Raw genomic sequence first — 21,521 nt, 5'->3', positions numbered from 1 at the left:
CGGCCCCTGACGAATCAGGAGCCGTATCAATGCGTGCGAAACGCTGCCCGTCGGGCCATCGCCTTAACGGGTGATGGCGTAGACCTCACCGCCTTTCGCCTGGATCAGCAGCTTGTCACCGGCCACGACCGGCTCGGTCTGGAAGCCATCGCTGTCCAGTTTCTGCTGCGCCACGAAGCGGCCGTCCAGGGTGTTGATCCAGTGCACATAGCCTTCGCTATCGGCGACCACCAGGTAACCGTTGAACAGCACCGGCGACGTCAGGTTACGGTGCAGCAGATCGCTCTGACGCCAGATCGCCACGCCGCCATCGGCGTTGAGCGCAATCACGCGGTCATCCTGATCCACCAGATAGATGCGACCGGCATCGACGATCAGATCTTTGACGCCGCCGATTTCACGCTTCCACAGAATCTGACCGGAACGCAGATCCAGCGCCGTCAGGTTACCGTTGTAGGCCAGCGCATAAACCACGCCATTGACGATCACCGGCGTGGTGTCGACATCGTTAAGACGATCGATCTCGGTCGCACCGCTTGGCTGGGAGATACGCTGCTGCCAGATCAGCTGGCCCTGGTTCATGATCACCGCGCTGACGCGACCATTATCGCCGCCAACAATCGCGCCGCCGAACGCTACTGCCGGCGCCGATTCACCGCGCAGCGACAGCGCTGGCATATCCAGATTCACGCTCCATTTCACCGCGCCGCTGCTCTGATCGAGCCCCTGCAGCATACCGTTGCTGGTGTGAATCAGTACCAGACCATCGCTGACCACCGGACGCGACAGCGCTTCGCCAGCCACTTTGGTCTGCCAGGCAATGTTGCCGTCGCTGCTGTTCAGGGCAAATACCTGTCCCCGCTCGCTACCGATGTAGAGGCGATCGCCATTGGCCGTGATACCGCCAGACAGCAGTGCCGAAATGTTTTTCGAGAAGAAGCCGGTCTTCTCAGAGAGGTTCACTTTCCACTTCTCTTTGCCGTTGCTGGCGTCGAGCGCTTTCACGATACCGAAGCGGTCGGCGGCATACACGGTGCCGTCCTGCCAGGCGGGATGCAGATTGGAGTAGAAATCACCCACGCCGTCACCGACCGAGGTGCTCCACGCGGTTTCCGGCGTGAACTGGTTTTCAACCTTCGGCAGCGGGGCCATTTTCACTACATCTTCTTCGCCGCTGAACAGCGAGCAACCGCTGAGCAGAGTGACTGACATCAGCCCTGGCAGCAGGTATTTACGTAATTCCATGTGCGCTCTCTTGACTGGCTTAACTTAAGTTATTCATCTTCATCTGCAGCATCTGCTTCAGCGCAGGAGAAGCCTGCGATTCCGCACCTTTGCTCCAGGCATCACGGGCGCCCTGCTTATCGCCTTTGCTCAGCAGTGCTTCGCCACGAATGTCCGCCACAATGGCTGTCCAGCCATCACCCTTCACATTGTTCAGGGTAGTAAGGGCGGCATCGGCCTGATTTTGCTGCAGTTGAATGCGTGCCAGACGCAGGTTGATCACCGCCTGCAGATTGGCATCTTTGGTGTCTTTCAGCCCGCTCTGTAACAGCGTGATGGCTTTGTCTAACTGATTGGCGGCAACGTACTGTTTAGCCAGATCCAGCGCGGCCAGCGCACCGTAGGTGTTGTTGTTCTCGCTGGCGAAGCTGGCGACCGCTTCCAGCGTCTGCGGCTTGTCTGCCTGCATGGCGCTGGTCAGCTGCTGATACTGCGCCGACGCGGCTTTGTCCGCTCCTTCCTGATGGCTGCTCCAGAAACGCCAGCCACCCAGTGCAGCAATACCGACGATGACCCCGACCGCCAGCGCTTTGCCATTATTGGCAAAGAAGCGACGCAGCGCATCAACCTGTTCGTTTTCGTTGCTGTAAACTTCCACGCAATCCCTCTCCTTAAAATGCCTGTTGCAGTGCTGCGCTTACTGCAGCAGCGTGTGCAGCGTCGCGGCGGCGTCGCTCTGCGCCAGCGTCTGCTGATCGCCGGTGCGCAGGTCTTTAATCACCACCTGGCCCGCTTTCACTTCGTCTTCGCCCAGCACCAGCGCAATGCGTGCGCCCCACTTGTCTGCACGGGCAAACTGCTTTTTGAAGTTACCGCCGCCGAAGTTGGTCATCAGCTTCAGCGCCGGGTCGGCATCACGCAGTTTTTCCGCCAGTTGCATCGCGGCGGACTGCACGCCCTGCCCCGAAGCGATAACATAGACATCAACAATGCGCGTCGGTTCAAATTCCGGATTCACCGCCTGCACCAGCAGCACCAGACGCTCGAGCCCCATGGCAAAACCGACCGCCGGCGTCGCGCGGCCGCCCAGTTGCTCCACCAGACCATCATAGCGACCGCCGCCGCACACGGTGCCCTGCGAGCCGAGGCTGCTGGTCACCCATTCGAACACGGTGCGGTTGTAGTAATCGAGGCCGCGCACCAGGCGCTGATTGATGCGGTATTTGATGCCGGCATCGTCGAGAAGCGCGCACAGGCCGCTGAAGTGTTCACGTGACTCCTCGTCGAGGAATTCACCCAGCGTCGGCGCGTCGTTAAGCAGCGTCTGAATATCCGGATTTTTGCTGTCCAGCACGCGCAGCGGATTGGTATACATGCGGCGTTTGCAATCTTCGTCCAGCACCTCTTTATGCTGTTCGAGGAAGGCCACCAGCGCGCTGCGGTAGTTGGCGCGCGCGTCCAGTGAACCGATGGAGTTCAGCTCCAGCTCAACGTGGTCAGCAATACCCAGCGCTTTCCACCAGCGATGGGTCAGCATGATCAGCTCGGCGTCCACGTCCGGCCCCTGCAGGCCAAACACTTCCACACCCATCTGGTGAAACTGGCGATAGCGCCCCTTCTGCGGACGCTCGTAGCGGAACATCGGACCGATGTACCACAGGCGCTGCTCCTGATTGTACAGCAGACCATGTTCGATACCGGCGCGCACGCAGCCTGCGGTGCCTTCCGGACGCAGCGTCAGGCTTTCGCCGTTGCGGTCTTCAAAGGTGTACATTTCTTTTTCAACCACGTCGGTGACTTCACCGATCGCGCGGCTGAACAGGGGGGTTTGCTCGACGATTGGCAGACGGATTTCACTGTAGCCGTAGCTGGCCAGCACCTGCTTCAGGGTGCCCTCAATACGCTGCCAGATGGCGGTATCTGCCGGCAGGTAATCGTTCATCCCGCGAATCGCTTGAATATTCTTCGCCACGTTAGAATCTCTTAATACCAAAAAACCTGTCCGGCATCATACCTTATGAGGATGAAACCGCACAGGTTCAATCACAACTGGCGTGCGCCGGGCGCACACCGTCCTTTATTTTTCCAGCTGCTGCACGTTGATGCGGCGGCTCTCGTCCAGCATGGTGGCTTTTGCACGGATGCGCGCTTCCAGCTGATCGATCATGTCATTGTTGTCGAGGCGATCGCGCTGACGCACGCCATCTTCGTAGAAACCGCTTTTCTTGTTGCCGCCGGTGACGCCGAGCGTCGAGACCGTGGCTTCGCCGGGACCGTTCACCACGCAGCCAATGATCGAGACATCCATCGGCGTGATGATGTCTTCCAGCCGCTCTTCCAGTGCGTTCACCGTACCAATGACGTCAAACTCCTGGCGCGAACAGGTCGGGCAGGCGATGAAGTTGATGCCGCGTGAGCGGATGCGCAGTGATTTCAGGATGTCGTAGCCGACTTTAACCTCTTCAACCGGGTCAGCGGCCAGCGAAATGCGCAGCGTATCGCCAATCCCTTCCGCCAGCAGCAGACCAAGGCCGATCGCTGATTTCACCGCTCCCGCACGCGCGCCACCGGCTTCGGTGATGCCAAGGTGCAATGGCTGATCGATGGCTTTTGCCAGCAGACGGTAAGATTCCACCGCCAGGAACACATCGGAGGCTTTGACGCTCACTTTGAACTGGTCAAAGTTGAGGCGATCGAGGTGATCAACATGACGCATCGCGGATTCGAGCAGCGCCTGCGGCGTTGGCTCACCGTATTTTTCCTGCAGATCTTTTTCCAGCGAACCGGCGTTAACACCGATACGGATCGGAATATTGTGGTCACGGGCGCAATCCACTACCTGGCGAATACGCTCGTTGTTACCGATGTTGCCCGGGTTAATGCGCAGGCAATCGACGCCGTACTCGGCCACTTTCAGAGCGATGCGGTAGTCAAAGTGAATGTCCGCTACCAGCGGCACGTTGACCTGCTGCTTAATCAGTTTGAAGGCTTCCGCCGCATCCATGGTGGGCACGGACACACGCACGATATCCACGCCGACGCGCTCCAGCTGACGGATCTGATTCACCGTGGCTTCGACGTCCGTGGTACGGGTGTTGGTCATTGACTGAACGGCGATAGGCGCGCCATCGCCAACCGGCACCTTGCCGACGTAAATACGTGTAGATTTGCGACGGATAATGGGTGCTTCGTTATGCATATTCTCTCTCCACAATTACCCGGAAAGCGCGCTGCGCGTTATTGCGCACCCAGCGTCAGACGGGCAACCTGGTTATTACGGATAAAACGACTTAAATCAACGGGCTGATTCTGATATTGCACGTCAACCGCACCCGGAGCGCCAATTTTCAGACGATACGGAGCGGTGCCGGACAGGCTGAGTTTACCGCCGCTACGTTGCAATCCGCTGAACAGCTTCTTACCGGTCGCATCGGTGACTTCCAGCCAGCAGTCAGCTTTGAAGTTCATCACCACGGCGTTAGGATCGCCCGCGGGCTGGCTGACGGCCGCGGTACCGGTTGGCATTGAGCCTGCCGGCACGCTGTTGGCCGGCGCCGGTGAGGTGGCCGCTGGCGGTGCGTTATCAATCGGCGCCTGGCTCGGTGACACCACTGCGTTGTCGCTGCTGGTTGCCGTGTTGCTGCTGGTCGCTGCTGGCGCAGAGTTAGTGCTGCCAGCGTTGTCTGGCGTGCTGACCGCACCGGCACCGGTGTCAATCGGCGTACCGGCCGCGTTAGTGTCGCTGTCGGTAGTGCTGTCCGTGCTGTTATCACCCAGCGGAATCGACTGGCTGTTATCGCTGCTGCTGCCGTTCTGGTCAGCCATCGACACCAGATCCGCCTGTGAGGCTTTATGGTTCTGCCACCACCAGGCGCCGGTCAGGCCGACCACCACGAAAATCACCAGCCAGGTGAAGATCATCAACCAGCCGTCACGCTTTTTACGACGCTTACCCAGTGAGAAGCTCTGCATCGGCTCAATTTTCGCCGCACGCACCGGAGCCTGCTTTGCCATCATCGGCAGCAGATCATCTTCAGGTACATGCACCAGACGCGCATAAGAGCGAATGTAGCCGCGCAGGAAGGTCGAGGCCAAATCCGCCGGGGATTTATCCTCTTCAATATCACGCACGGTAGAAAGTTTCAGGCACAGGCGCTCAGCGACGTTTTGCTGGGTCAGCCCCATCTGCTCACGGGCCAGACGCAGGCGTTCACCTGTGGAATGTACTGCAGAATTCTCTTGAGTGGCTTCAGTATTCATTAGCTAAATAACGCTGGTACTGTATCGATTGTGGAAAACTTCGCGCCAACCGGTCGCCATAACGTGTAACGTCAGCAGCGTTTCCCTGTTGCGCGGCGAAACGTATCTGTAACCCCAGACTCTCTGCCGTTGCCGGCAAATGTTGATGGTAAACTTCTAAAAGCAGCGGCACTGAAGCCCACTGCTGCTGTTCAAGCCGTCGTTCCACTTCCGTCAGCAGCATACTGCCCTGCTCCGGTGCGGCATCCAGCGCGAGATCGAACTGCTGGCGCGCGGCGCGATCCTCTCCCGCCTGCAGGTAACAATAGCCCGAAAACAGCAGGGCATCCTGAGCGGCGTCGCTGTGCTGCGCTTCAGTTGCCAGCTTAAACTGTTGATGCGCTTCGTCATACTGCCTCAAACCGCAGAGAAACGCACCGTAATTGTTAGCCACATAACCATTCAGCGGCGCTAACTGCTGCGCGCGCTGGTAGTAATGGCGCGTCCGGGCGTTATTCTGCTGTGCCTGCGCGACGCGCGCAAGCGCCAGCGGCACCCGGTAATCGCGCGGCGCGGCCTGCTGCGCGCGCAGCAAATTGCGCTGCGCCGCGGCATAATCCTTCACCGCCAGATAGTGCAATCCCAGCTGCAGCCGGATATCGGCCGCGCCGTGCCGTGCCGGTGCTTCGACACACCCAGTTACAACAAAGCCGGCCAGCAGCGCGGCGGGTAATCCTTTACGCATCTCAGTCTCTCCCTGTCAGTTCAGCGCAGAGACTGCCATGCCTGACGCCCGATGCGTAGCAGCGGGCGCGATCTTTCAGAGCGCCTTCACAGAGATGGCTTCACCGGCCATTTTTTTACGCAGCGTACGCTTGGTGCGGTCGATAACATCGCCGGCCAGCTGACCACAGGCGGCATCAATGTCGTCGCCGCGCGTTTTACGCACGATGGTAGTGAAACCGTACTCCATCAGCACTTTGGAGAAGCGGTCGATACGGCTGTTCGAGCTGCGGCCATACGGCGCGCCCGGGAAGGGGTTCCACGGAATCAGGTTGATCTTGCACGGCGTCTCTTTCAGCAGCGCCGCCAGCTCATGCGCATGTTCGGTGCTGTCGTTGACGTGATCCAGCATCACGTACTCAATCGTCACGCGGCCCTGATTGGCGTTGGATTTGCCAATGTAGCGCTTCACCGCCGCCAGGAAGGCTTCGATGTTGTACTTTTTGTTGATTGGCACGATGTCATCGCGGATGGTGTCATTCGGTGCATGCAGCGAAATCGCCAGTGCCACGTCGATCATATCGCCGAGCTTATCCAGCGCTGGTACTACGCCCGAGGTCGACAGCGTCACGCGACGTTTGGAGAGGCCGAAACCGAAGTCATCCAGCATGATCTCCATCGCCGGTACCACGTTGGTAAGGTTGAGCAGCGGCTCACCCATGCCCATCATTACCACGTTGGTGATCGGACGCTGGCCGGTCACTTTAGCGGCACCGATAATTTTTGCCGCGCGCCATACCTGACCAATGATTTCAGACACGCGCAGGTTACGGTTAAAGCCCTGCTGCGCGGTCGAACAGAATTTACACTCCAGCGCACAGCCTACCTGCGAGGAGACGCACAGCGTGGCGCGGTCGGCTTCCGGGATATACACGGTTTCCACCAGCTGATCGCCGACGCGAATCGCCCACTTGATGGTGCCATCGCTGGAGCGCATCTCTTCCGCCACTTCCGGCGCACGAATTTCAGCGCGCTGCATCAGCTTGCCACGCAGCACTTTATTGATGTCTGTCATCTGCTCGAAATCATCGCAGCAGTAGTGGTACATCCACTTCATGACCTGATCGGCACGGAACGGTTTTTCGCCCATCTCAACAAAGAATTCGCGCATCTGCTGACGGTTAAGATCCAGCAGGTTAATTTTTTCGTTTTTCGGGGAAACAACCACGGGGGAAGCGGACGACGGCGTCACAATCTGTTCGGACATAATGTTCTCTGGCCTCGTTGTTACACGTTACGGCTCTGGTTAAGAATAGGAAAAAAACAGCGCCCTCGCTGAGCCAGGCTCAACAAGGGCGCATAATTGTACTACATCTGCTGCGTGATGCCAGGGGAACGTCTTAGCCACCGGTTACAAGGTGTAAAGACGCCTGTCCGCATCCGCTACCGCGCACTTAGCGGGTACGTGGGCAGACTTCGTTTTCTGCGAAGAAGTAAGCGATTTCGCGTGCCGCAGATTCTGCAGAGTCAGAACCGTGGGTGGCGTTTTCGGTGAAGCTGTCTGCGTAGTCAGCACGCAGCGTACCGGCCAGCGCGTTGTCCGGGTTAGTTGCACCCATCAGATCGCGGTGACGCTGGATAGCGTTTTCGCCTTCCAGAACAGATACCACAACCGGGCCAGAAGTCATGAACTCAACCAGACCATCAAAGAACGGGCGGCCTTTGTGCTCCGCGTAGAAGCCTTCAGCCTGCTCTTTGGTCAGGTGCAGCATTTTCGCACCAACGATTTTGAAGCCAGCGCTTTCGAAACGGTTGTAGATAGCACCAATCACGTTCTTAGCGACGGCGTTTGGTTTGATGATGGAGAAAGTGCGTTCGATTGCCATGATTACCTCTGATTAGCATCCTGAAGAAACCGGGAACCCGCTCCCGGTAAGAAAACGCGCCGATTATAGGGAGATCGGTGCGCCTTGCCTATGAGTGAAGAGAGGAATTATTGAAAATAATTGATTTCTGTCGGGGCAAACACGCAAAAAATATGCCATAGCGCTGCGTTTAGCCACGCGTGAAGGACACCGAAGCCAGCTGCCCGGCCTCATCCATCACCACCAGCTGATAACGACCGGGCTCGCGCAGCACCAGCGAGGCGCTGTTTTTTCCCGCCGCCAGTTCCACCGGCTGCCCGTTTAAAAACCACCAGCGCTGCGTACCCTGCCCGCCCTGCACCGCCACCGGCAGCAGCAATACGGCCTTACCAGGCAGCGGCTGCACGCGCTGGCCATTGATCACGCCGGTCACCAGCAGCGGCGCGCTGTCCCCCTGATTCAGCGGCGGGCAGGTCGCATCCACTGGCGGCAGGCGCTGCGCCCGCCGTTCGCCCGGTGGCAGCCACGGCTCAAGCGGCAGCGGCCACATTACGCGTTCCCGGCTTTGCGCATCCGGACAATCCGCCGCCACGCGCAGCCCTTTGCTATTTTGCCAGAAGCGCTGGCGTAAGCCATTGACGCCCTCCTGCCCCGGCGCCAGCAGCGTTGGCGGCACGGTCTGATTCAGCACCCAGCTGTAACGCCGCTGCCGGCAGTTCTCGTCGCCGGCGGGCAACGGCTGGCCGCCGGGCCAGCAGATACTGACGGCGCTGACCGTCGCCGGGCGCGGATCGCCGGGTACGCCGCGCGCCGGCAGGTGTCCCGCCAGCAGGTGATTAACCTGCTGCATCACCGGCACCGCCGACGCGTAACCGAACTGGCCGGCAACCGGTGTGGCATCCGGCCTGCCCACCCAGACGCCAATCAGATAGCGCGGCGTGATACCGACGCTCCAGGCGTCGCGATAGCCGTAGCTGGTGCCGGTTTTCCACGCCAGCGGCACGATATCGGCGACCGCCCCGCTGGCGGCAGGCTGCGCCTTACCGGCGAGGATGCGGCGTACAATCCACGCCGCGCCGGGCGACAGTAACGGACGCTGCAGCAGCGGCTGCTGCGGCAGCCAGCGCAGCTGCGCAGCATTACCGTGGCGGGCAAAGGCGCTGTAGGCGGCGACAATGTCGTCCAGCCGCGCGCCGGTGCCGCCCAGCACCAGCGACAGATTCGGTTCACCGCCCGCCGGAAAGCGCAGATTCAGGCCGACGTTGCGCAGCCGCGCGGCGACGTTTTTCGGTCCAAGCGCCTCCAGCAGCTGCACCGCCGGCAGATTGAGCGAACGCTGCAGCGCTTCACTGGCGCTGACCGGGCCGTGAAAGCCGCTGTCGAAATTGCCGGGACGATAGTCACCAAAGCGGCGTGGCACATCCTGCAGCAGCGATTCGCCATGAATCAGGCCTTCATCCAGCGCCATGCCGTAGACAAACGGCTTGAGCAGCGATCCCGGCGAACGCACGCTGGCAATCATATCCACATGGCCAAAGCGGCTGTCATCATTGAAAGACACCGAACCGACGTAGCCGCGCACCTTCATGCTGCTGTGGTCGACAACCAGCAGTGCCAGCGAGGTGCGCGGCGGCAGCCGGGTTTGCAGCGACGCAGCGAGGTTCTCCAGTTCACGCTGCAGCGACACATCCAGCGTGGAAGTAATTTTGCTGTCGGGCGACAGCGACAGCAGCCGGCGCGCCAGCAGCGGTGCCAGCTGCGGCAGCTGACGCGGCGGCAGCCATACCGGCTCCTGTTTGATTTCGGCGACGGTCTGCGCCGGCCACACCTGATACTGCGCCAGGCGATCCAGCACTTTATTGCGGGCAGCTTCAGCACGCTGCGGCCAGCGGTCCGGGCGCAAACGGCTGGGTGCCTGCGGCAGCACCGCCAGCAGCGCCGCCTCGCCGCGGGTAAGCTGCGAGGCCGGTTTGCCCAGCCACATCCAGCTGGCGGCGCCGACGCCCTCAACCGTGCCACCAAACGGGGCGCGGTTGAGATACAGCGTGAGGATCTCGCGCTTCGACAGATGCCACTCCAGCTGCAACGCGCGCCACGCCTGCACCACTTTGCCACGCAGGGTACGCGGCTGCGGATCAATCAGCCGCGCCACCTGCATGGTCAGCGTGCTGCCGCCGGAGACAATGCCGTACTGCAGCAGGTTTTGCCCGACGGCGCGCACTATCGCCAGCGGGTTAATGCCGGGATGGTGCCAGAACCAGCGGTCTTCGTAGGTCAGCAGCGCCTCGATATAGGCCGGTGACACCTCGTCCAGCGTCACCGGATAGCGCCACACGCCCTGTCGATCGGCAAAGCGCCACAGCGGCGTGCCATCTTCCGCTACCACCACCCGCGCCGGCTGTAACTGGCGTAGCGGCAGCGGATCGAGCCGGTCCAGCAGCCATAGTGCGCCCACCAGCAGCAGTAGCAGCAGCGCCAGCCCGCACAGGCGTCGGTGGCGCTGCGTCACGGGCGCTTAACGCACATGAAGTTTTTCCGGCGTGGTGCCGATGGCGCGCCACGCGGGCACATACATCGACTCCACCTGCGGTGGCGGCAGACGGTAACTGCCCGGCGTCACCGCGCGCGCCAGATACAGCAGCGTGCCGGGCGTGTAGCCATCCAGCGCCAGCGCGGCGACAAAGCGGTCGTCGCGGAACTCAAGATGTTTGATGTTGGCCTGCTGCATGTCCATCATGCTCTCTTTCAGCGCATCGGCACTGTCGCCCAGGCTGGCGCTGCTGTCGCTCAGGTTTTGATTTTCCAGCTCCAGTCCGGCCGGCAGCAGATCCACCACCAGCGCATCGCTGACGCGCTGACTGGCGCCCACCTTCAGCCGCACCACCAGCAGCTCACCGCTCTTAAGGTTATTGAGATCGGCCGGTTTGCCGTCCAGCGTGAAGTATTCGCGACTGATGCTGAGCACGTTGCTGACCGGTGACGGCGCAGTGCGCGGATAGCCGACCACATTGAGCGTACCGTACAGCGGCGACGGCGTGTCGCTGGTCACCGTCAGGCCCTGCTGCAATTGCGGCGCGCTCAGCCCGAGACTCAGCGGCCGATCGCTGCGCAGCGGCTGGTCCTGCAGCGTGGCCTGCCAGGTCTCACCCTGATGCTGCTGCAGCGTCCGCGCGGCGAGGAACAGCGCATTGTTCTCCTGCGTAGAGAACCAGCGCTGCCCGTGCAGCGTTTGCGCCAGTTCAATCAGCAATGGCCCCTGCTGCGCCGGCAGCAGCTGATTTTCCGTCAGCAGCGTCAGGGTCAGCGCGCGGTCACGCAGCGGACTGCCGTAATCGCCCAGCCACATGTCAGGCTGGCGTTGCAGCGCGATGCCCTGCATCAGCGCCAGCTGCGCGCGCTGCGTATCGCCCATCTGCTGTAGCGCCACGCCAAGCTGCACCAGCGCCAGTCCGGACTTCGCCTGGGCGCGTTGGTCATACAGCGCCCGCAGCGCGCCGAGCGGCGCCTGCTGCTGACGCGCCAGCACCAGCCCCGCGTAGGCCTGCACGCTAAAACGCAGCGCATCGGCATCGCTACTCCAGCTGGTTTCGATTTGCGCCGGATCCTGCAAATAACGCAGCAGGCGCTGGTCGGCGCGATTAATCACGCCCTCCGGCACGCTGTAACCCGCTTCGCTGGCGCGCAGCAGGAAGTCAGTGACGTAAGCGGTGAGCCAGAACTCCTCGCTGCTCTCTTTGCTCCACAGGCCAAAGCTGCCGTTACCGCGCTGCATGCCGGCCAGGCGCGCAATGCCGGTGTCAATTGCCGCGCGGCGCGCCTCATCACTGCTGGTTTTGATGCCCATCGCGCTGAGCTGGGCGTGATTGGTGAAGAGTGAAGGCCAGATACCGCTGGCGGTCTGCTCCAGACAGCCATAGGGATAAGCGTAAAGCTGGCTGATGTAGCTGGCGATATTCAGCGGCGGCTGAGAACTTAGCGACAGCTGGCCGCTCAGCGTGCTGGCCTGCAGGCCGTTGAACGCGCTTGCCATCACCTGCCAGCGCTGTCCGCTGTTCATTACGTTATCGAAACTCAGGGTTTGCGCCGGATAAGCCGGACGCACGCCAATCTTCCAGCGGCGCACGCTCGGTGCCAGCGTCTCATTCGGCAGGCTCAGCCCCGAAACGGTCACCTGCACGTCGCCCTCACCAAAACCGTCCTGCGCTTTAACCGGAATCGCCAGCGTGGTTCGCGCCCCCTTCGCCAGCTGCACCCTGGCCGGGATTTGGCCGTTGAGTGCAATCAAGCCACTTGCGTTGACCGCGACGTTCAACGTTTGAGGTTGATCGGTGAGGTTGGTCAAATCCAGCGCCAGTGTTGATTGATCGCCGCTGGCAAGAAAGCGCGGCGTCGCCAGTTCGCTTACCAGCGGTGCGGCGACCACCATTTTACGATCCGCCGCGCCGAAACTGTCTTCGCTCCACACCTGCGCCATCAGCCGCAGCTCGCCGTTGAAGGCTGGTACCGGCAGTTCCAGCGTGCCCTCGCCGCTGGCATCCAGCGTCACCGGTTGCAGCTGCTGCGCCACAATCTGCGCCTCGGTGACCGGCTTTTTACCGCCGCGCGACAGCGCATCGGCATCGTCCCCGTCACCGCCAAAACGCAGCGCCGCCAGTTTGCCGCCGCCCTCAATTAACTGTCCGAACACGTCATATTGATCGGCGTTGTAGCGCTTGCGGCCAAAGAAGCCGTTCCACGGATCGGGGGTGGCATAGTCGGTAATGCTCAGCACGCCGCTGTCCACCGCCGACAACAATACCTGCACCTGCTGCGGCAGCGCACCGCCCTCGCGTCGGGCTTTAACCTTGACTTGCACGGTTTGTTCCGGCCGAATCCTGTCCGGTGCCTCAAGCGCCAGCGTCAGGCGGCGCGCGGCGGTTGCCATCGGCAGATGCAACAAGCCGACCGCGCGTTTTGGCGTAGTGCCGTTCGCTTTGTCGCCGTCGCGTACCACAATCGCGCTGAGATACAGATCGTGGCGTTTCCACTCCGCACTGACTGGCACATTAATGGTTGCACCGCCCGCCGGCACATCCAGCGGCTGCCACCACAAGGTGCCGCTGCTCGACTCCACCAGCAAATAGCCTTTGCCGGCCGCCGGGGATTCCACCGTGACACGCGCGGTGTCGCCGGGTTGATAGGCGGCTTTGTCGATCTTCAGTTTGACCTGATCCGGACGCAGCGCGCCGGTGCCGTTGGTGTTGTCCTGCCACCAGTAACCTGCCTGGAAACGCACGCTGCTGACGATGTTGTCACCGGCATGCACTTCAAGACGATAGGTGCCCCACTCTACCGGGAAGCTGACTTTCTGGCTGCCGCCCGCCGCAATGCTGATGCGCTGCTGCTCTTCCTGCAGATCTTTTTCATCGTAACGTGACTGCCAGCCTTCGCTGTCGGAGAAGCTCCAGAAGTAGTCGCGACGTTCGTGGATCAAACGCACCTCGAGATCCTGCGCCGCCAGCTTGTCGCCCTGCGCATTGGCGTACACCACGTCAAATTCGGCGAGGCTGTTTTCCGGCACGGTTGGCTCATCGTTATAACGATCGGTGCGATAGTCGTACACCGACTCGCTGTTAAACAACGGACGAATGCCCGGCAGCGCTGGCGCAGGCCAGATCGCTTGCGTGGCGCGGCGCGTTACCGGACGACCGCCGGTCTCCAGCAGGCTGGCCTGCAAAATCAGGTTGAGCGGAGAGTGGCTCTCCGTCCAGCTGCTTTCGACCCTGAGCTGCAGCCTGCCGCTGTCGTCCAGCTTTTCATCCACATCATCAAGGCTACGTTTCAGTTCCTCAGTGATGTCGCCAAACTGATAACCTGGCAACGCAGCGACCGCTTCACGCGCCGGACGCAGGAACAGCTGGCCCTGTAGTTCGTTGCCTGCCGCTGGCGCGCCATACAAATAGCGACCTTCGACAGCAAAGGTGACGTCGGCATCTGGCGACAGGGGCTGAGTGTTGCTTTTAAGTGACAGCGCCATCCGTTCTGGCAGGAAATCTTCTACATTGAACGGCCAGCTGCGCGGCTGGTTGTCGCCGCTGTTAATACGCAGCGTCCATTTACCGGTCATCGCCGAGGCCGGTAAGGCAAAACGTTGTTGATAAACGCCGTGCTCTGGTTGCCAGACGAAGGTTTGTGCCACTTCACCATTCGGCTGCACCACTTCAGCTTTCACCGGCTGCGGCGGCAGTGGTTTGCCATCGGCATCGCGCAGCAGCGCATTAACGATGACCGTTTCGCCGGGGCGATAGAGATCGCGCGGGCCAAAAATGAAGAACTGTTTGTCGTAGCCTTGCGGGCCATCAATCGGGAATTCGGCCAGATCCAGCGCCGGGCGATTGAGGTCGATGAGCGAAGTCTGGCCTTTACTGGTCGCCAGCAGCAGCTTGCCTTTAGCGTTAGCTGCTAAACGCAGGTGACCCTCGCTGTCGCTGCTGCCAGTCGCCATCTGTTGGCCTTTTTCATCCAGTAGCTGCACGCTGACATCCGCCAGCGGATCGCCACTGGCGAGGCTTTGTGTAAACAGTTCCAGCTGGGTGGGAAAACGGTGCAGCGACAGCCCAATGTCGCTCAGGGTGAACAGCGTAGCCGGTTGCGTGTAATTGTAAGTGCCGGCCTGTTTCATCACCGCCAGGTAGACACCCGGCTGCTTCAGCGCCGCGACGTCGCCGAGCGGCAGCTGCATTTTTTCCCGCGTATTGCGTGCCGGGTTGAGATCGAAGCGGCCGCTGTAAACCAGATCGGCGTTTTTCAGCAGATCGCGCGATTCCCAGTACGACAAATTGTTGCCGTAATTCCACTGGGCGAGAAAATCCGCCAGCGAGGCATTTTTCACCCGGAAGAAATCAACATCGATCTGGTTAACGTTGAGCGCCAGCACCGGCAGTCCCTGCGCCAGGCGCAGCGGCAGCAGCGAGCCACGACTGGCGAAACCGACCATCGGCTGGATGTCGCGCGTGGTGAGTGTCTGGCTGAATGGGCTGGCTAAGGCACTGCCATCCGCGGCCTTCAGGCCGGCATTGACGGTGACGGTGAGCTTGCGCGCCGGCTGCGGATGGCGGAAGCGCAGCACTTTGCCGTTCTGCGCCAGCTCCCAGCCTCCGTCGACCTTGCCGCTGCTGTCGTCGGTGAGGCTGATCCAATGGTTGAAATCCTGCTGACCGTCGAGCGCGCGGTTGAAGGTCAGTACCAGCGCCGCCGCGCCGTCCAGCTGCAGCTCGGAAAGGTCGATCACCGCAAGAGCGCGTGTCGCGGCCTGCGGCGCAGGCGTATCAGCCGCCTGCAGCGACGGCTGCGCGCCGCCCAGTAATGCGCCGCCGATCAGCACGCTGAACAGCAGTCGTTTTACACATCTTGCCATGGTAATTCCCTCACCAGCCCCAAAAGGTTAAACGTGTTGTGCTGCGCAATTTCACATCAAGCCGCCAACTTTAGCAATGTTACCCTTGAGATAGCCTTCACATTCCCGGACACTGGGCCTTTGCCGCTGATGGAGAAGAGGTTGCTATGACAGCCATGTTTGTGTCCGCTGATTGGTTGAATGAACATTACCACGAAGAGCGTTTGCAGGTGCTGGATGCCCGCATGCTGCCGCCAGGTCAGGAAGCGGTGCGCGATATCACGGCGGAGTATCTGGCCGGGCATCTGCCGGATGCGCCTTTTTTCAACATCGAAGCGCTGTCCGATCACACCAGTCCGTATCCGCATATGATGCCGCGCGCAGAGACCTTTGCCGTGGCGATGCGCGAGCTGGGCATCAGCCAGGATAAGCATCTGGTGGTGTACGACGAAGGTAATCTGTTCTCCGCGCCGCGTGCCTGGTGGATGCTGCGCGCCTTTGGCTGTGAACAGGTGTCGATTCTGGCGGGCGGCCTGCAGGGCTGGAAAGCCGCTGGCTTCAGCCTGGCTACCGGTCCGGTAAATCTGCCTGAAGGCGAGTTTGACGCGCAGTACGACAGCAGCCAGGTAAAGCGCCTGACCGATGTCCTGCTGATCAGCCACGAGGGCGGCGCGCAGATTGTCGATGCGCGCGCGGCCAACCGTTTCAATGCCGAAGTGGATGAGCCGCGTCCCGGCCTGCTGCGCGGCCATATCCCGCACAGTCTGAATATGCCGTGGAACGATCTGGTGGCCAACGGTGAGCTGAAACCGGCCGCCGAACTGCGCGATCTGTTTGCAAAGGCAGGGATTAAGCTGGATCAGCCGATTGTCGCCAGCTGCGGCTCCGGTGTGACGGCGGTGGTGGTGATTCTGGCGCTGACCGCGCTGGGCGTGCGTGACGTGACGCTGTACGACGGTTCGTGGGGAGAATGGGGCAGCCGCGACGATTTACCGATTGAGAAATAAGTGTATCCGGTCGCCGTAAGGTGCGCGTTGTCGGATGTTGTGCACATTTATCCGGTCGCCGTAAGGTGCGCGTTGTCGGATGTTACACACATTTATCCGGTCGCCGTAAACGGCGACCCTACGTGTAGGGTGCGCATTTATGCGCACCTGGGTGAAATCCGTGCGATTTACCGGCGCACTGATGCGCACCGGCACTAAATAATCCGCTGGCTGCCTTTGAAATCGCGCAGGAAACTGCCCCAGCGGCGCTCATAAAACGGCGTAATGTGCGCGGTGAAGAAATGGCTGACACCCTGCTCATTACTGACCACTTCACAGATATCAATTGGCGCGTCATCGGGCAGCGTATCAGTCGCCACGCTGCCGGCCGCCTGAATAATCGCATCAATATCGCTGTCGGCTTCAATCCCAATCAACAGATTCGCCTGTTCATCGGCACGCTCACGAATGCTGGCAACGTAGGCGCGACGCACCTGTTTGTATTTCGCAAACAGCTGGGTCAGCGAATCGATCATCTGCGCTGGCGGCTCGGCCACTTCGGACAGCAGCAATGCATGACCGCCCTCCAGCACCGTTTGCTGGCTCAGCGCACTGCCCTCTTCGCCCAGCAGATGCGCGATCTCGCCGGGTGAAAACTCTTTGCCGGCCGGCAGTTTCGGATTGAGGAACAGCGTTTCGCCCAGCGTCATTTCAAACAGCGTGCGCGTCGGTAAACGCAGGTACGGCTGCTCACCCTGGATGGCTTCGCTCATCGCTGCTTCTGAGGTAAAGAAAGGGATCACGCTGCCGCCGCCCTCTTTCTCCCAGTGCTGTAATTCTACCGGCGAGGTGGCATCAAACTGCTCCGCGGGACTTTCGCCCGGCACCCAGACATCGGCCTCCAGCAATAGCTGAAAAAATTCCGGACGGTGCGCAGGCTCGGTGGCCGCCAGCTTCAGCACCTCTTCAAGACGGTTACTCATAAGGGATAGGCTTCCAAAAAAGACGGCAGGTTGCAGCCTGCCGTTGTCGGGATTATTTCAGTAACAGATTGGCAATGGTCCGCACGCCAAGGCCTGTCGCACCGGCGGACCACTGATCCACCGCGCTTTTGCGATAGGTCGCGGAGCAGTCAATGTGCAGCCAGCCCTGCTGATAGTTGCTGACGAACCACGAGAGAAACGCTGCCGCGCTGCTGGCACCCGCCGCGTGGGCTGCGCTGGCGATGTTATTCAGATCGGCAAAGTTGGACGGCAGATGGTTGCGGTGGAACTCGGCCAGCGGCAGACGCCAGAAGGCTTCGTTCTCGCTGGTGGCACTGCCCAGCAGCGACTCCGCCAGCACGTCGTCAAAGGTAAACAGCGCATGGTAATCGTTGCCCAGCGCGGTTTTCGCGGCACCGGTCAGCGTGGCCGCATCAATCAGCAGCTGCGGACGCTGTTCGCTGGCGTCGATCAGTCCATCGGCCAGTACCAGACGCCCTTCGGCATCGGTGTTCATCACTTCAACGGATTTCCCGTTGCGATAGCGGATGATGTCGCCAAGGCGGAACGCGTTGCCGCTCACCATGTTATCGGCGCAGCACAGGAACAGCTTCACGCGTTTATCCAGGCCGCGCGCAATCGCCAGCGCCAGCGCACCGGTTACCGTTGCCGCGCCGCCCATATCGGATTTCATCGAATCCATAAATGCGCTCTGCTTCAGGCTATAACCACCGGTATCAAAGGTGATGCCTTTGCCCACCAGGCAGGCGTACACCGGTGCGCTGTCGTCGCCGCCGGGGTTGAAGTCCAGCGTCAGCAGCACTGGCGGGCGCGTCGAGCCGCGGCCTACGGTATGAATTCCGGCATAGCCCTGCTCACGCAGATCCTCACCTTTGATGATGCGATAGCTCACCGCGTCAGCGCCTACTTCGCTGATCAGATCGATGGCGCTGTGCGCCAGCTGCTCCGGGCTCAGATCTTCCGCAGGCAGGTTGATGGTGTCGCGCACCCAGTCAACGATCTTCAGGCGACGATCGAATTCGGCCTGATCGGCCTCACTCAGCGTCGGCCATTCGACCTGACGCTGGCCTTTCGGGCTGCGGAAACCCTGCCAGAACGCCCAGCATTTCTCCAGATCCCAGCCTTCGCCGCTCAGCGCGACGTGGCGGATGCCCTGACCGTCCAGCTTGCGTCCGGCACGTTGAATGCTCATCAGCGCATCGGCACCGGTCAGGTGAACGGTCATGCCACTTTCATTGCTGCTCAGCAAGGCTTTCTCGCCCCAGCGCGCGTCGGCGGCCTGGGAGCTGAGCGTAATCGTCATGGGTTGTGTTGTCATCGCGTGGCTCCGTTTGCGTTTGTTATCCCTGCGCACTGACCGGCGCAGGGCGAAAATTTAGCGGGAAGTGGCCGGCGTCAGCGCCCGTAAGCGCGTTACCGCCTTATGTACCACCCCGATGGCATAATCGATCTCTTCCTGCGTGGTAAAGCGACCCAGCGAAAAGCGCAGCGAGCTGTAAGCCAGCTGCTGATCCACGCCCATGGCGCGCAGAACGTAGGAAGGTTCAAGGCTGGCAGAAGTACAGGCGGATCCCGACGACAGCGCCAGATCTTTCAGCGCCATGATCAGCGATTCGCCATCGACGTGGGCAAAACTGATATTGAGGATGTTCGGCGCGCCCTGTTCGAGTGAACCGTTGAGCTGTACGTCGCTTAGCGTGCTGATGCCCTGCCACAGCCGGAGGCGCAGCGTAGCCAGACGCGCACTCTCGTCCGCCATCTCTTCGCGCGCGATGCGATAGGCTTCGCCCATGCCGACAATCTGATGCACCGGCAAGGTCCCCGAACGCATGCCGCGCTCGTGACCACCGCCGTGCATCTGCGCGTCGATCTGCAGTTTTGGTTTACGCCGCACCCACAGCGCGCCGATGCCTTTCGGCCCGTACAGCTTGTGCGCTGAGAACGACATCAAATCCACCGGCAGCGCGCTGACGTCGAGCGGCAGTTTGCCCACGCTTTGCGTGGCGTCCACGTGGAACAGGATGCCGCGCGCGTGACACAGCGCGCCCAGCGCGGCGATGTCCTGAATCACGCCGGTTTCATTATTGACGTGCATCAGCGACACCAGCACGGTGTCGTCGCGCAGTGCCGCCTCCAGCATCGCAGGCGTGACGATGCCGTCCGCGCCGGGCTGCAGAAAGGTGACGTCAAAGCCTTCGCGCGCCAGCTGGGCACAGCTGTCGAGCACCGCTTTGTGTTCGGTCTGACTGGTGATGATGTGTTTACCGCGCGCCTGATGCTGCTGCGCCGCGCCTTTGAGCGCCAGGTTATCGGCTTCGGTGGCACCGGAGGTAAACACGATTTCGCGTGGATCGGCGTTGATCAGTTCGGCAACCTGGTTGCGCGCCACGTCAACGGCCTCTTCAGCCTGCCAGCCAAAACGGTGGGAACGGGAAGCGGGGTTACCGAAGGTGCCATCCAAAGTGAGGAACTGCATCATTTTGCTGGCGACACGCGGATCCGCAGGCGTTGTCGCTGCGTAATCCAGGTAGATCGGTAATTTCATTGCGCTAAAACTCCGTATAAAAAATCATACGTCTTTATAGCACGATTCAGCCTCTCCTGGGTTAACAGCAGAGGCTGAACGATAGAGGATCAGGCGCGCAGATTGACGTTGATGGTTTCCTGCACGCGATGCTGCTGGAAGCGACGGTTATCAACGCTGTTCTGGCGATCGGCCACGTCGAGGATCTCCTGGTTATTCACCAGTTCCGCCAGCGTGATGTTGTTGAGGAAATCACTGATGCGCTCGCTCAGGTCGCGCCACAGAACGTGGGTCAGGCAGCGCTCGCCGCCCTGGCAACCCTCTTTACCCTGGCATTTGGTGGCGTCAACGGATTCGTCCACCGCGGTGATCACCGCGCCGACCGCAATCGCGCCGGCGTCTTTGCCTAACAGATAACCGCCACCCGGACCCCGCACGCTGGCCACCAGCCCGTGCTTACGCAGACGCGAGAATAACTGCTCCAGATAGGAGAGCGAAATGCCCTGACGCTCTGAAATATCGGCCAGCGGTACCGGGCCCTCGTGCGAGTGCAGGGCAACGTCCAGCATAGCGGTTACGGCATAACGTCCTTTGGATGTCAGTCTCATAGCATACAACCTCGTAAGCGTCCGCCAGCGAGTCGGCGGGTTATCTGAAGAATGGAGGCCAGTCTGACATTCCCGAGTATTTTGGTCAACTATTTAACCGAGTATTTCGCTCAACTATTTAACCTGGTGTTTTACTCAACTATTACCCTTGTCATTTTTGGGTTTTTCAAACGACGACAGCATGCCGCGCAGAATGTTGAGTTCGTCGCGCTCCGGACGCGCACGGGTATAGAGGCGACGCAGTTTGCTCATCACCTGGCTCGGTGTGCCCTGGCGGATAAAACCGCTGTTCAGCATCATCTGCTCGATGTGCTGATAGAAGCGCTCCAGATCGTCAACCAGCGGATACGGTGAGGCTTCATACTGCGGCTGCGGACTGGCTTTCTCCTGCGCGTCCAGCCACGCCATACGCACTTCATAGGCGATAATCTGCACCGCCATCGCCAGGTTGAGCGAGCTGTACTCCGGGTTGGCCTGAATGGCGACATGATAGTGGCACTTCTGCAGCTCTTCGTTGGTCAGGCCCACGCGCTCGCGACCAAACACCAGCGCCACCGGCGCCTGCTGGCCCTCTTCCACGCTTTTGATGCCGCATTCACGCGAGTCAAGCATCGGCCATGGCAGCGAGCGCGAACGTGCGCTGGTACCCACCACCAGGCTACAGCCGGCAATCGCCTCATCCAGCGTTTCGACGATCTTCGCCTCACCGATCACATCGCTGGCACCGGCAGCCAGTGAAATGGCCTGCGAGTCCGGTTTCACCAGCGGATTGACCAGATACAGGTTGCTTAAGCCCATGGTTTTCATGGCGCGGGCAACGGAACCCATGTTGCCGGTGTGCGAGGTTTCTACCAGTACGATTCGGATATTTTGCAGCATAATAGATAGCGATAAGGAAATGATGGCGCGCATCCTAACATAAAAGCAGGACATTTGCTGAACACCCTGATATACTCCGCGCCGTTTTCACCCC

General features: G+C 60.5%; 16 protein-coding genes. 1 reads left to right on the top strand and 15 read right to left on the bottom strand.

All coding sequences use genetic code 11. The annotated features are described in order from the left end of the window. Positions 1-63 precede the first annotated feature (63 nt). The 10 genes from bamB to C1N84_RS05140 form a co-directional block, all read right to left on the bottom strand. Positions 64-1,245, bottom strand: a complete 1,182-nt coding sequence (gene bamB / locus C1N84_RS05185; protein WP_021506562.1) for an outer membrane protein assembly factor BamB — start codon at positions 1,243-1,245, stop codon at positions 64-66. 19 nt (positions 1,246-1,264) lie between these two features. Further along, positions 1,265-1,882, bottom strand: a complete 618-nt coding sequence (locus C1N84_RS05180) for a YfgM family protein (RefSeq protein WP_021506561.1) — start codon at positions 1,880-1,882, stop codon at positions 1,265-1,267. 39 nt (positions 1,883-1,921) lie between these two features. Further along, complete coding sequence (hisS, locus tag C1N84_RS05175) at positions 1,922-3,196, bottom strand: histidine--tRNA ligase (RefSeq protein WP_031279395.1); 1,275 nt, start codon at positions 3,194-3,196, stop codon at positions 1,922-1,924. Between the two features lie 105 nt (positions 3,197-3,301). Further along, on the bottom strand, positions 3,302-4,423 hold the full coding sequence (gene ispG / locus C1N84_RS05170) for a flavodoxin-dependent (E)-4-hydroxy-3-methylbut-2-enyl-diphosphate synthase (RefSeq protein WP_021506559.1): 1,122 nt from the start codon (positions 4,421-4,423) through the stop codon (positions 3,302-3,304). A 38-nt stretch (positions 4,424-4,461) separates the two neighbouring features. After that, positions 4,462-5,484 carry a cytoskeleton protein RodZ gene (gene rodZ, locus C1N84_RS05165; RefSeq protein WP_058758298.1) on the bottom strand — a complete coding sequence of 341 codons (1,023 nt, stop codon included), beginning with the start codon at positions 5,482-5,484 and terminating at the stop codon, positions 4,462-4,464. Next, positions 5,474-6,208: a type IV pilus biogenesis/stability protein PilW gene (pilW, locus tag C1N84_RS05160; protein WP_058770850.1), complete on the bottom strand. Its 735-nt coding sequence runs from the start codon at positions 6,206-6,208 to the stop codon at positions 5,474-5,476. The genes rodZ and pilW overlap by 11 nt, the downstream gene beginning before the upstream one ends. A 75-nt stretch (positions 6,209-6,283) precedes the next feature. Beyond that, positions 6,284-7,453, bottom strand: coding sequence for a bifunctional tRNA (adenosine(37)-C2)-methyltransferase TrmG/ribosomal RNA large subunit methyltransferase RlmN (locus C1N84_RS05155; RefSeq protein ID WP_021506556.1), 1,170 nt, complete (start codon positions 7,451-7,453; stop codon positions 6,284-6,286). 187 nt (positions 7,454-7,640) lie between these two features. Further along, complete coding sequence (gene ndk / locus C1N84_RS05150) at positions 7,641-8,072, bottom strand: nucleoside-diphosphate kinase (RefSeq protein ID WP_021506555.1); 432 nt, start codon at positions 8,070-8,072, stop codon at positions 7,641-7,643. Between the two features lie 169 nt (positions 8,073-8,241). After that, positions 8,242-10,560 (bottom strand): peptidoglycan glycosyltransferase PbpC, encoded by a 2,319-nt coding sequence (pbpC, locus tag C1N84_RS05145; RefSeq protein WP_394541777.1) that lies wholly within the window; start codon positions 10,558-10,560, stop codon positions 8,242-8,244. Between the two features lie 6 nt (positions 10,561-10,566). Next, on the bottom strand, positions 10,567-15,447 hold the full coding sequence (locus tag C1N84_RS05140; protein ID WP_264442209.1) for an alpha-2-macroglobulin family protein: 4,881 nt from the start codon (positions 15,445-15,447) through the stop codon (positions 10,567-10,569). 146 nt (positions 15,448-15,593) lie between these two features. Between C1N84_RS05140 and sseA the strand changes: the two genes are divergently transcribed. Continuing rightward, entirely contained in the window at positions 15,594-16,433 is an 840-nt protein-coding gene (gene sseA, locus C1N84_RS05135) for a 3-mercaptopyruvate sulfurtransferase (protein WP_021506552.1), read from the top strand. A 194-nt stretch (positions 16,434-16,627) separates the two neighbouring features. Here the strand turns inward: sseA and sseB are convergent, their stop codons facing one another. From sseB to trmJ, 5 genes are all read right to left on the bottom strand, one after another. Next, positions 16,628-17,395 (bottom strand): enhanced serine sensitivity protein SseB, encoded by a 768-nt coding sequence (sseB, locus tag C1N84_RS05130; protein WP_058758294.1) that lies wholly within the window; start codon positions 17,393-17,395, stop codon positions 16,628-16,630. A gap of 52 nt (positions 17,396-17,447) precedes the next feature. Beyond that, positions 17,448-18,734: an aminopeptidase PepB gene (pepB, locus tag C1N84_RS05125; protein WP_264442206.1), complete on the bottom strand. Its 1,287-nt coding sequence runs from the start codon at positions 18,732-18,734 to the stop codon at positions 17,448-17,450. A 57-nt stretch (positions 18,735-18,791) separates the two neighbouring features. Further along, positions 18,792-19,961, bottom strand: coding sequence for an IscS subfamily cysteine desulfurase (locus C1N84_RS05120; RefSeq protein WP_125309198.1), 1,170 nt, complete (start codon positions 19,959-19,961; stop codon positions 18,792-18,794). An 89-nt stretch (positions 19,962-20,050) separates the two neighbouring features. Continuing rightward, positions 20,051-20,548 (bottom strand): Fe-S cluster assembly transcriptional regulator IscR, encoded by a 498-nt coding sequence (gene iscR / locus C1N84_RS05115; protein WP_031279392.1) that lies wholly within the window; start codon positions 20,546-20,548, stop codon positions 20,051-20,053. Positions 20,549-20,683: 135 nt separating this feature from the next. Further along, positions 20,684-21,427 (bottom strand): tRNA (cytosine(32)/uridine(32)-2'-O)-methyltransferase TrmJ, encoded by a 744-nt coding sequence (gene trmJ / locus C1N84_RS05110; RefSeq protein ID WP_059009996.1) that lies wholly within the window; start codon positions 21,425-21,427, stop codon positions 20,684-20,686. Between the last annotated feature and the right edge of the window lie 94 nt (positions 21,428-21,521).

This window comes from Pantoea sp. SGAir0418 (assembly GCF_043529865.1).
Note: the sequence above shows the minus strand (reverse complement) of the source record. Positions and strands in the feature narration are given on the sequence as shown.